The following is a 12,328-nucleotide window of genomic DNA, read 5'->3' as shown; positions in this document are numbered from 1 at the left end:
GACGTTATTTTAAAATTTACGAAATGAGGGATAAAAAATGGGGAACTATTTTGGAACAGATGGTGTACGCGGTATTGCAAATTCACAGCTTACGCCAGAACTCGCCTTCAAAATTGGACGCGTTGGCGGATCGGTGCTGATCAGCGGCAATCAAAATGAAAAGCCAAAAGTACTTATTGGCAGAGATACGCGAATATCCGGCCATATGCTAGAGAGCGCGTTAACTGCCGGACTGCTGTCGGTCGGAGCCGAAGTGGTACGCATAGGGGTAATCCCTACATCAGGCGTAGCCTTTTTAACGCGAACCGTACAAGCAGATGCTGGCGTTATGATTTCCGCATCCCACAATCCGTTTGCTGATAATGGTATCAAATTCTTCGCGAGTAACGGGTTTAAGTTAAGTGACGAAACGGAATTAGAGATTGAGCATTATCTTGATTTACCGGAAGACCAACTGCCGCGGCCTACCGGTACTGGCATTGGTTCCGTGCTGGAATATTTGGATGGGGGCCAAAGTTACCTTTCACATCTTAAGGCTACGGTTACACAACGTTTCGAAGGTTTAAAAATGGTATTGGACTGCGCCAATGGAGCTGCCGCATCACTTGCACCTCAATTGTTTTCGGATATGGGAGCAGAAGTTGTAACGATTGGAAATGATCCTAATGGTTTTAATATTAACGACCAGGTTGGCTCTACCCACCCGGAAAAATTGCAGGAGGAAGTGCTTAAGCATAGAGCGGATTTTGGGCTGTGTTTTGATGGGGACGCGGACCGGTGTCTGGCAGTGGATGAAAACGGCATGATTGTGGACGGCGATTCCATTATGGCAATCTGTGCCCGTTCCTTAAAGGCCAAAGGAACGTTGCGCAACAACACAATTGTGACTACCGTTATGGCTAACCTTGGATTCTTTAAGGCTATGGAGGAGCAGGCTATCCATGCCACTAAAACCGCGGTTGGCGATCGATATGTAGTGGAAGAAATGGTTCGTGGCGGCTACAACCTAGGTGGTGAACAGTCCGGCCATATTATTTTCCTTGATTACAATACGACTGGTGACGGATTGCTTACCGGGCTGCAGCTAATCTCTATTGTGAAGGAAACAGGAGTGCCGCTGTCTAGGCTAAAACAGGTGATGAAACCATATCCTCAACTGTTGGTTAATGTTCCGGTAATAGATAAAACAAAGCTCGCAGTTAACGAAGCGGTTCAACAGGCGATTAAGGACGCGGAAGCGGAGTTAGGCGGTAATGGACGCATACTGGTTCGCGCATCCGGGACCGAGCCGCTGATTCGCGTTATGGCAGAGGGACCTGATAAAAGGCAGCTGGAGTTGCTCGTTCAACGAATCACGGGAACAGTAGAACGGGAATTAGGGCGTACATTAGTGGCAAATTACGACTATCATTAAAACAAAACATAAGCTGTGATAGCAATACTCATGGTTAAAGAGCCCCATCCATCGTCATGCTTCGCGGTGGATGGGGCTTCTTTGGGTTTTATACAATGTTGTTGCCTGACGTAGAACTGGCTTATTTAGCAGCTAATCCCTTAGAGAAGACCAGCTTTCATAATGATGAATCGCTATTCCTGAGAAGGAAGTGTTACTTGAAAGGGCTGATTTTACCTTTTCCAGCTCACTCATCATTTTATTTTTTCCTTTAGAATAAAAGCTGATATTGGGCTCACTGCTATTCATCGTTTCCACAGCTACAATGACCGGTTTGCCGGCCTTTTCCGCTTCACTGAGTGAAATTGAACTGGCTTGAATGATGCCCTGTGCGTTGTCTACATAAGCCATCAAAGTCACTTGATCAAGTTTCCCGCACATCCAACTCGAAAGTGTTTCCGTGCCGCCATGTCCATCATGTACGTTAAATATATGCAACCAGGCCGGCAAATCAGCACCTGCAGTCAAAGTAGGATCTTCGGATTTTACTTCTTGAACAAAACCGCTGATGGTATCCATCCATAGACCGATAACTCTGTCTTTGTCGCTCTTAAATTGGGGAAGAACATGGGCCTCTACATCGAGATGGATGCCATTAAAGCGTTCAGCAGGCACCACACTCTTGTTGTAAGTAGTCACCCAATAGATAAACTGATACATTTTTTTCTGATGTTCCGGCAGTACCCAGTCTGGGGCTCCCCCCAAGGCTTGAACTTCAATACCGCGGTTTGTGGCCTCCCTAATGAATGTTCGGTATACGTTATTCGGTATGTCCGGATCGATCTGTAGATAGATAAGATTAACCCGATTTTTTGTAAGGAAATCCAGTGTTTTATCTTTGTCTTTCCAAATCGAATATGTATTCCAAACCCAGGTCGCTTCCTTGGGCTGTGGTGCGGCAAAAACATGAGTTGAAAGGCCGCCCTGCAAAGGACACAAGCAAGACAACACGACGACAGCAAAGGAGATTAGCAGAATTTTTGGAACAAAGTAGAATGTTTTGCTTTTTCTTTTCACTCGTTGCCTCCCTATTAAAGTTAATAGTAATGCCAAGCTTCTTATCCCTACATTTCCGATGATAGTATGGATAGGGCAATTAGAAAATAGGTACTTTGTTGCCTTCTGTACTTTTTCAGCAGATTAATCCAATTTAATCAATTTAATCTCTTCGAGTAAAAATTTATCCTTATCGAGCAAAAATATGTTGTAATTGAATGATTTACATCCATTAAATAGGCTTGATCGGCTCACTCTATAGAGTAACAACGTTATAATAGCTAGTTAAGAAAGCTTTAAGAATGGAACACATGTCTATACGTTTTGTGTAACAGCAGAAATAGTACGATTCCAATGGATTTTAATAATGATAGAAGGATGAGGTAAATGAATAAATGGATAGAGCAACTTAAATATGGAGCTACTCGATTATTTAAAAAGAAAATAAGCATAACAGTGGTTGCGGTTCTCTTGCTATTGTGCCTAATCAGCGCAGTCGTGTGGAAAATGACGACGCCAAAGTCGTACATGGGGACATGGATATGGAATGCTTCTGTGCTTGAAAACCAACAGCAGGACATTTTACATTTTGCCTCTCAAAATCGTATCACTCATCTCTATGTATGGGTAAACGCTGCTAACGCCCAAAAGGAAACCTATCAGAAATTTATTGAGGCAGCGAGTTCCAACCATATAAAAGTAGAAGCCCTTGCAGGTGATCCCAGCTGGGCAACACTTAAAGCCCAAAAAAATATTAGGCAATTTCTCAACTGGGTTAAAGATTATAACGCATCCGTGAATCCCCAGAGCAGATTCTCAGGTGTGCATCTCGATATTGAACCTTATTTGCTGCCTGATTGGAAAACGAATCAGCAGCCAATAGTGAAAGAATGGATGTCTAATATAGTTATGATTTCTCAAACGATGAGGGGCAGCCTGCCAGGCCTCACCAGTACCGCCGATTTACCTTTTTGGGTGAACGCTTTGAAAACGCCGGATGCTAAAGAGAACCTTAGCACATGGATCATGAAAAGGTTCGACCATATATCCATCATGGCCTACCGGGATAAAGGAGTTGGCCCGGATAGCATTTACGAACTATCGAATCCGCTCATTCAGGAGGCCAATGGGTTAAATAAAAGTGTCATTATCGACGTTCAAATCAATCCGGTAAAAGAAGGCAGCAATACTACGTTTAATAAAAAAGGGGCGGTTGAGATGAGACGGCAAATGAATAAAGTACAAGATAAATTTTATTACTCTTCAGCGCTCCTCGGCTTTGCCGTTCACGATTATTCGGCATGGAGAGCGTCTGACAATGTTAGATGACCAACTATTATTATCGGTTAATTTGCGGGCAATTTTTACACTGTGATCAAAAAAGTTTCATATATGATAACAAAATGGTCAAATAATATCTGTATATTAAATCATGGGACATAGAGATTGGCATAATGTGCAGGACGTAAAAAAGATATTTGTCGTTTTGCGGGAAGAGACTATGGAAAAGGAGGATATACTGTATGGACTATAGTGATTCGGGAAATCTTACAGGAATCGTTTACTTTACTTATGCTCTGATTATCCTAATTGCCGTTGCATTAATCGTTCTTTTTAGTTTACGAAGCAGGGCGATTTGGCAAGAACGCCGAACGAGGCATTATCTAGAAAAATATGAAAACTATTTTGATTATGTTGCATCACACCTGCATGATAAGGAACCGCTACAGCGACCGGATGGTCACATCACACGGCCAGCGCTTAAAGTCATTCAAAAAAAGCTGTTTGATTGGATGCAAGTAATCGTTGGCACCGAACAAAATAAACTTTCAACTCTTTGCCGGGATCTTGGACTTGTCGAGCTAAATATGCAAAGGCTCCGCAGTGAAATTCATGGAACTAGGCTGGACGCCGTCCATAATCTAGGTGTTATGCAGGCGAAAGAAGCAGTACCCGCGCTTTTGCAGCTGCTTGAGGAGGAAAAGTTCGGAGCCCCCTCTTTTGTAATTGCTCGCGCCATTTCAAAATGTGCCGGGAAGCAAGAGGAGCTTGACCGGATGGTCCGGATTTTAGTGAAACAGCGAAAGCAATCACATTCGCATCTCCTGGTGGTTGATGTATTGAACCAGTCCAGAATTGATTGCTCAGCCATGCTGTACAGCTACTTAAGGGATGGCGATCTGAAGCTTGTGAAAATCGGGATGGCTGCACTCCGCAATAAATTGATGCCAGGCATGAACGAATTACTATGGTCATTCGTTAGGTCAAACGATTCTGAACTGAGATTAATGGCCGTTCAAGCGATTGTCCGGCAGGGGACCCCGATGAAAATTGAACAAATGGCAGAGCTCATGAAACATGAAGATGCGGCCGTCCGCGCTGAGGCCGCTGATGCATTCGGACAGCTTGGCTTAGTTGTTGCACTAAGCTTATTAAAGGAAGGTCTGATTGATACCGACTGGCGCGTCAGGTACAACAGTGCAAGAAGTTTAATTCGGCTGGGGGATGAAGGATTTCAGGCTTTATGCGAGGTAGCTGCTCGTGAGAGAGGAACTTTGCAGGCTTCCTTAGCAATGGATATTATTGAAGAGGAATTATCAAAAGGGCCTTTTTATTCCAGGGACTTGAAGCAAACCCTCCGCCACAACAACAGGCTTCGAATTCATCAGCAATATTTTGTGCAGGCGGGCAGTGCTAAATTGAGCTCTTAGAGAGGGGATTTACTGTGAAAGATGTACTTCTAAGCTACGCTCTGTTTGCCTTCTTTTCTGTTATCGTAGTTTATCTGTTTTATTTAATGATTATGCTATTTTCGTATAAAAAGATCATTCGTATTATTAAGGGGTCTAGGTACGCAAGGTATCAGGAGTTGTCCGGTTCTGAACAAGTACCGCCAGTTTCCATTCTCGTTCCTTCCTATAATGAGGAGCTCACAATTATCGAGAGCGTGCGGTCGCTCTTAAACTTGAACTATCCTAGATATGAGGTAATCGTAGTCAACGATGGTTCGAAGGATGATACCCTCAAGATACTGATTGAAGAGTTCAATCTTATCCCTAAGACTACTTATTCAGTTGGGGAAGAACTTGAAGCCATGCCTGTAAAAGGTATTTACCACAATCCCAGCTATCCAAAGCTTTATGTTGTGGATAAGGAAAATGGGGGGAAGGCGGATGCGCTAAATGCTGGCGTTAACGTGTCTCACTATTCGCTTGTGGCAACGATTGATGCGGATTCGCTGCTGGAAAAAGACGCTTTAATCAGGCTTGCCAGTGTTTATATGGAAAATCCCGAAGAAACAATTGCGATCGGTGGCAATGTGCGTGTCGCTAACGGATGTGACATCGAAAACGGGATTGTAACCAAGGTACGCCTGCCTGATAAACTACTTCCGATGTTCCAAAATATTGAATATTTAAAATCATTTCTTGCAGGAAGAATTGGTTGGAGTGCCATTAATGGGCTGCTGATCGTATCAGGAGCATTCGGTCTTTTCCGCAAAGATTACTTAGTGAAGGTTGACGGTTATCGGGACGGCTTTCCAGGTGAAGATATGAATATTATCATTAAGCTTCATAAACATATGATGGATAATAACCTTCCTTATCGGATCGCCTATTGCCCGGATGCCGTGTGCTGGACACAAGCACCTGAGTCGCTTCACATTTTAAGGAGCCAGCGAAAACGATGGGCTCGAGGCAATATTAAAAATATCTTTAAATACAGCAGTATGATGTTTGTTCCGAAGTATAAGGCGGTTGGGCTTTTGTCTATGCCTTACACGCTAATATTTGAGACATTGGGGCCCTATTTGAAATTAACTGGATATATGGCACTGGTGGGATTAATTCTAGAGAATATAGCTAATTACCGGATAATGCTATTAATCCTTGGTGCAAGTTTGCTAGTAGAAATTTTATTTAGTTGTGGAGCTTTGCTGATAGAAGAAATTGCCTTCAGGCGTTATCCAAAATTCGGGGACCTGGTCAAAATGATGCTTTATAGCATTCTGATGACACTTGGTTACAACCAGATGAACGTATTCTGGATAATTCTTGGACATATTGACTACATACGAAACGACGACTCGTGGGGAGTTATGGTCAGAACGAGCTGGAAAAAAGAAGCAGCAGAGTATAAGAAGGCTGTTTAGAAAGCAATTGAGGAATACAAAAACAATAGGAGTGATATGAGATGACAACACAAGTGCTGGAGGCGGCAAGTGAAACAGCCCTTATTGTGAATGGTATTAATCGGGTATTGATAGAGTCTGGACGGAAAACGTGCGGTGTCATTCTTGGGGAATATCCTTTAGATGAAAGCCGGCTGATGAGACTTAAAGAAGCTGTGGCAGCCCATGAAACAGATAGGGCCTCGACTTTTTTATGCCACAATAATATTTTGGTTATTTTGCTGCCAGACAAGGAATTAAGCTATACGCATTTCCTTTCATTATCCGTACAGCAGTTTCTTCAGGAAGAGAATCAGGCCGGTGGAAACCTTGTTATCGCCAGCTTCTCAGGATTGACTAATGAAGCGGATGGCACGCAGATGCTGCAGATGATCAGGCAAGAAACAGATTATGAAAACACGATACTTATCTATAATCAATCTGAACCAAAAAAGGAAAAACCTACGATATTAATTATTGACGATGACAAGGCGGTTGGAGAACTGTTAGACTCACGGTTGATGATGAGGGGCTACGATGTATATAAAGCTGATAGCGGATTAGAAGGTATGCGTCTGTTTGATTCGGTGTCCCCGGATTTAGTTATCACGGAGCTAGCACTGCCAGTTTATGACGGATTTGAAGTCATCCGCAATATTCGCAATAAAGCCTACAAGGAATGCAACATTATGGTTCTATCAAACAAACGCCTGGAACGGGACATTAGCACCTGCTTTGAGCTGGGTGTATCTGATTACATCACCAAGCCATATTCACCGGTAGAACTTGAAGCAAGGATACGCCGACTTCTGGCGTAGAGCGTAGAAAAAGTGGCTGATCGCATAACTTTGTTGGCAAGTCGCTAGTTTACGTAAGGGGAGAATCGCCGAATGAAGAGAAACATAAGGATACGCATGAGTATCGGACTTGTGATCGTTCTGGTGGCCAGCTATTTCGGCTGGCACCAGTTTCAAACTCTTGGGGCGGAAACCCCGTCCATAGAGAGCATAAAATTAAATAATGGGATGAATGTGAAGTTCCAGACAAAGGGCGAACAAATCGAGATCTATAAAAATAAGAGATGGCAGCCCTTTTTTGCTAAAGGAGTAAATCTTGGCGCAACAACGCCTGGCCACGATCCCGGTGAGCTCGCTACCGACGAAAAAACGCTTTTGCGCTGGTTTGATCAAATTCAGCATATGGGTGCGAACGTCATTCGAGTCTATACGATCCATAACCCTATATTTTACGAAGCTCTTGTCCAGTACAACCAGCTACATAAGGAGGACCCTCTCTATTTCATTCAAGGAGTATGGTCGCCAGAGGAACAAATGTTAAAACATTATGATGGGCTGAGCAGCGATTCGGTCGCGGCGTTCAAAAAAGAAATCATTTACGCTGTGGGAGCCGTTTATGGCGATACTACGATTCCTGAAGAAAAAGGGAAAGCAAGCGGTACCTACAAGGTAAACGCAAGCCCTTATTTGTTAGGTTGGAGCATAGGGACGGAATGGGATCCAGAGCTCGTTAACAACACGGATAAGGTACATAAGGGCATGCCGCCATTTCAGGGCAGCTATTTTAAGGCAAAAGCTAATGCAACACCGTTTGAGAGCATGCTGGCAGAAATGTTAAATACGCTCGCAACGTTTGAAAGCAAGGAAGGATGGCAGCATCCGTTAACGTTTACCAACTGGGTGACGACCGATCCTTTGAAGCATCCGGGAGAAATTGAACGGGAGGAAGATCTGGTTAGTGTTGATGCCGCAAACATTCAGCCTACAAACTGGCAGGCTGGCTATTTTGCTTCTTTCCACGCTTATCCATACTATCCTGACTTCTTCCGGTTTGATAAAACACTTACACATGTTAAAAATGACAAAGGTCAAGTGGATACTTATAAGGCGTATCTCCAACAATTAAAACAGCACTTTAAAGGCATGCCGGTTATGATTACCGAGTTCGGCGTTCCGTCTTCATTAGGGGTCGGCCATATTACCGGTCTGGGCAGAAACCAGGGTGGACATACGGAGCAAGAACAGGGGAAAATAGATGCTGATCTGTACCACCAGATTGTTCAGGAGAAATATGCCGGTGCTATTGTTTTCGAGTGGCAGGATGAATGGTTTAAGAAGGCGTGGAATACGCTAGATTATGAAATGCCAGCCAATCGCCGGAAAGATTGGTTAAACGTTTTGTCCAATGAGGAGCAATTCGGGGTTGATGGGTTCTACTCAAGTAAGGATGGCCCTCTTAAAATCGATGGCAATATAGATGACTGGAAGCAAATTATGGATAAAAAACAGTTTAATCCCAATGTACCTGGCTGGAAAAACATGTTGGTTACGCACGATGAAGCTTATCTTTACATTGCTGCTGAACTGGATCATCCCTTTAATCCTGGCAAAGAAACGCTATACATTGGGACAGATACAGTAAAAGGCGGAAATCGGCATGCAAAAGAATTGGGAAATCGTAAGTTGAATGAAGGATTAGAGACACTAGTTTCAATCGGCAAACAAAGCCAGATAACCATGGCCTCTAATTATGATTTTAACACGCGGCAGTGGGGTGTATTTAAAGGCAACTTCCCGGTAAATAGCGCTTATATAAAAGATGATTCGGGTATCTTTACCCCGTGGAAATTAATTATTGATAAGAAGAGTAAGCCACCGATGGAAGTAAGATACCGTCCGTATAAGGATATACGGGTTGGAAATTTGAGACGCGGAACAACTGACCCGGCGGATCCAAACTATAATTCTCTCGCTATGTGGCAGGCTAAAGGGAATATCGTAGAGATGCGAATTCCTTGGATGCTCCTAGGATTTTCGGATCCGAGCTCATTAGACGCTATCAACTATTCTAATGAAGGAAATCAGTTGCATGTGGAGAATGTTGGGGGCATTCGTCTGGTTCCCTGGATGGTTGATGGACAAACCAATCAAGTAAAGGGCCTTGGTGATGGGAAATCGATAGTCGATGTTTCGAAGATGCCTATGTATACATGGCAGCCATGGGATCAGGTCAATTTTCAGGAAAGATTGAAGAAAAGCTATGGCATCATGCAGCAGGCTTTTCAGGAAACACCGCAAACAACGAACTAAATACTGTGTTTGGGTGCAAGTTAAATTAAGGAGAAAAAGCCGGGGATTCGCGAAATCCCCGGCTTTTAGCTCTCGTATAGGAAAGTATATTTTGCTAACGTGTTGAAGTGCGTTGAACGATTTTTTAAATGGGACCCCCGGTCGCGAAATACCCATGAAAAACATCGTGGGGCGCATGTCCGCACCTTTCTTTCCCCCTGTGGAGCGTGTGGAACAGAGGGCGAAAAAGACCGGCAACTGTCTCCCTCATTGGCATACCCAGATGTTTTGCCGGTCCGCTCGTCGTTCCACAAAGCGGCCGTAAAAACTTCTATGAGGGGAAAGGAGAGAGCGGCATGGGCCGCGATGTTTTCTCCCCATTATATTTTGAGCCAGTTGGTTGTCCAAGCGTTCTGATCCTGTTGATATTGTGTGTAGATCGTTGGATATAAACCGTTGAAATTAGGCCACCAGAAGATTCCCGCTCCACTTACATGAGCACCAGCGGCAATCGCATTATTCAATGCGGTAATACCATTCGTTATATTCTCCACTGATTGGTCATGATACACAGTTCCATCCGATGCTGTGCGCGTTAAATAGCTTGGCAGAGTGGGAGCCAACTTACAGGGGAGTGTACCAATTGCGTTTGAGTAGGTTGTAGCAACCTTTTGGAAATAGTCGGTATACGTTGGCCCGTCCACCACGGAAGAACCCCACCCCATCGTGTCATATACCATTGGATTTAACTCCTGCGCAACTCCTGCTACCTGGGTGATAAAGCTATTGCTCCAGGTAGTTGCGGGTGTAGCGATGTAAAGCGGCAAAGAACGAAGTGAATTGGCTTTAAGATAAGACATAAGATGTAAGTATACTGTGTCGTTATCCTTGAACGCCTCGATATCCAGGTGAATCCCATCAATGTTGTTGCTAGCTTTAAGTGTTTTTATCGCTGTGTTTAATTGATTGTTAAACGATTGGGTTCCGAAGTTCGTGTTTGTTCTGCGTTTCCCGTAATTAAGCACAGGGATGATTTTAACCTGTGGGTCAGCTAGACGGGCTTGCTGTATCCAGTGTGCTAAATTAACATAACCGCTGGCAGGCAATGTTCCGTCGTCCTGAATCAGGCCGATGTCGCAGAATTGGGTATGAATCTGTTGGTCTGCCATGTTTCGGGTGAAGTTAGCAATAGAACTATCCGATACTGGATTCGAACCATCGAACCATGCAGCGTCTAAATAAGCAAAGTTCTCTGAACTGCTGGTTCCCGTGCTTGAAACTGTTGAGGTTGTGGTACCTGCTGTGGTAGCCGCCGAGGCATTTGCTGAAATGATTCCCACTGCCACAAGTAAGGCAAGAAAACTAAAAAACTTTTTTAACATTAACTTAATATCCCTCCGATAATTTTCTGAATTGGTGGACGTAAGAGAAATTTGTGTATATAAGAAGAACTATATAGTAGAATTTATAGTAAGTGTTCTCTATTCCTCTTAATATATCGGAGCAACAGTCCAAAACTTTAGTACCTTTTATAAAGGTTTATTATTTTATTACATATTCCTACTTTCGTAATAAGGAGAGATTGAGGTGAAAAATAAAAATAAGACGGTTCTTAAATCGATTGATCTCTTAAAACTGTTTTTAACGAATGCAAAGTTGAACTTAAATGAAATGGTTGAATTATCTGGTATTCCAAAAACCTCTATTCATCGAATGGCTGGTTCGTTAGAAGAGATGGGGTTTTTAGAGAGAAATGAGGAAGGCAAGTATTCACTCGGGCTATTGTTTCTTCAACTTGGTGAAATAGTCAAAGAAAGGCTAGATATTCGCGATGCTGCGTTACCTACGATGAAAAATCTGCGGGATGATATTGGAGAAGCGGTAAATCTTATTATAAAAGACGGCAACGAAGCCATATATATTGAAAAAGTGGACACGATGCATCCTGTAAGGCTCTATACTAAGATTGGCCGGAGGTCGCCGTTATACGCGGGCGCATGTTCCCGGATTCTCTTAGCTTTCTTACCGGACTACGAACAAGAACAATACCTAAATGATATAGAACTTAAACCAATTGGCTTTGGAACAATTACAGATAAAGAAAAACTGCGGAATGCTTTAGGAGAGTCTAGAAAAAACGGTTATGCCGTCAGTTTTTCCGAACTAGAGAATTATACGGCTGCATTGGCTGCTCCTATTTTTGATTATACAGGGAGCGTAGCGGCGGGCATTAGCATCGCAGGCCCGGAACACCGTTATCGCGATGATCTGTTGCCTGATTTAGTGGAGAAGGTTATTAAAGCGGCGAACGAAATCTCTCAGAAACTAGGCTGGAGAGAGGCAAATAAACTCTCTTATAATCTCAGTTAGCAAATCCAATGTAATTTAAGATGTTTCCTCTAAAATTATTTGAAGCGTTTCTTATACAAACATTCTTTGTCGTATACTTAATCCTCCATTGTGACCATGATGGAGGATTCTGCTTTTTTTAGTTATGTTTTCTTGAGAATTGAGATAATTACGTTTTAAAAAATCAAAGTATTGATTTATGTCTGACAATGGTTATAATTATTTTAATATCAATAAAGAGGAACGATTGTTCCGAAAATTGGAATGAGGTAA

9 protein-coding genes are annotated in these 12,328 nt (G+C 43.1%); 7 read left to right on the top strand and 2 right to left on the bottom strand.

Annotated elements, in window-relative coordinates; all coding sequences use genetic code 11:
- Positions 1–37: 37 nt before the first annotated feature.
- Complete coding sequence (glmM, locus tag PP175_RS17645) at positions 38–1,414, top strand: phosphoglucosamine mutase (protein WP_272439619.1); 1,377 nt, start codon at positions 38–40, stop codon at positions 1,412–1,414.
- Positions 1,415–1,546: 132 nt separating this feature from the next.
- Here the strand turns inward: glmM and PP175_RS17640 are convergent, their stop codons facing one another.
- Entirely contained in the window at positions 1,547–2,470 is a 924-nt protein-coding gene (locus PP175_RS17640) for a hypothetical protein (RefSeq protein ID WP_272439618.1), read from the bottom strand.
- Positions 2,471–2,836: 366 nt separating this feature from the next.
- Between PP175_RS17640 and PP175_RS17635 the strand changes: the two genes are divergently transcribed.
- From PP175_RS17635 to PP175_RS17615, 5 genes are all read left to right on the top strand, one after another.
- The gene (locus PP175_RS17635) at positions 2,837–3,778 is read left to right on the top strand and encodes a hypothetical protein (RefSeq protein WP_272439617.1); all 942 of its coding nucleotides are present in this window, start codon (positions 2,837–2,839) and stop codon (positions 3,776–3,778) included.
- A gap of 194 nt (positions 3,779–3,972) precedes the next feature.
- Entirely contained in the window at positions 3,973–5,160 is a 1,188-nt protein-coding gene (locus PP175_RS17630; RefSeq protein ID WP_272439616.1) for a HEAT repeat domain-containing protein, read from the top strand.
- Positions 5,161–5,174: 14 nt separating this feature from the next.
- Positions 5,175–6,602, top strand: a complete 1,428-nt coding sequence (locus PP175_RS17625; RefSeq protein WP_272439615.1) for a glycosyltransferase family 2 protein — start codon at positions 5,175–5,177, stop codon at positions 6,600–6,602.
- Positions 6,603–6,643: 41 nt separating this feature from the next.
- Entirely contained in the window at positions 6,644–7,438 is a 795-nt protein-coding gene (locus PP175_RS17620) for a response regulator transcription factor (protein WP_272439614.1), read from the top strand.
- Between the two features lie 72 nt (positions 7,439–7,510).
- The gene (locus tag PP175_RS17615; protein ID WP_272439613.1) at positions 7,511–9,727 is read left to right on the top strand and encodes a hypothetical protein; all 2,217 of its coding nucleotides are present in this window, start codon (positions 7,511–7,513) and stop codon (positions 9,725–9,727) included.
- A 359-nt stretch (positions 9,728–10,086) separates the two neighbouring features.
- Here PP175_RS17615 and PP175_RS17610 read toward each other — a convergent pair whose 3' ends face one another.
- A complete protein-coding gene (locus PP175_RS17610) occupies positions 10,087–11,088 on the bottom strand; it encodes a glycoside hydrolase family 18 protein (protein WP_272439612.1) in 1,002 nt (333 codons plus the stop codon).
- 205 nt (positions 11,089–11,293) lie between these two features.
- Between PP175_RS17610 and PP175_RS17605 the strand changes: the two genes are divergently transcribed.
- Positions 11,294–12,076, top strand: a complete 783-nt coding sequence (locus PP175_RS17605; RefSeq protein ID WP_272439611.1) for an IclR family transcriptional regulator — start codon at positions 11,294–11,296, stop codon at positions 12,074–12,076.
- The last annotated feature ends 252 nt before the right edge of the window (positions 12,077–12,328 follow it).

This window comes from Aneurinibacillus sp. Ricciae_BoGa-3 (assembly GCF_028421645.1).
Lineage (GTDB): Bacteria > Bacillota > Bacilli > Aneurinibacillales > Aneurinibacillaceae > Aneurinibacillus_B.
This window is presented reverse-complemented; position numbering and strand designations above follow the sequence as displayed.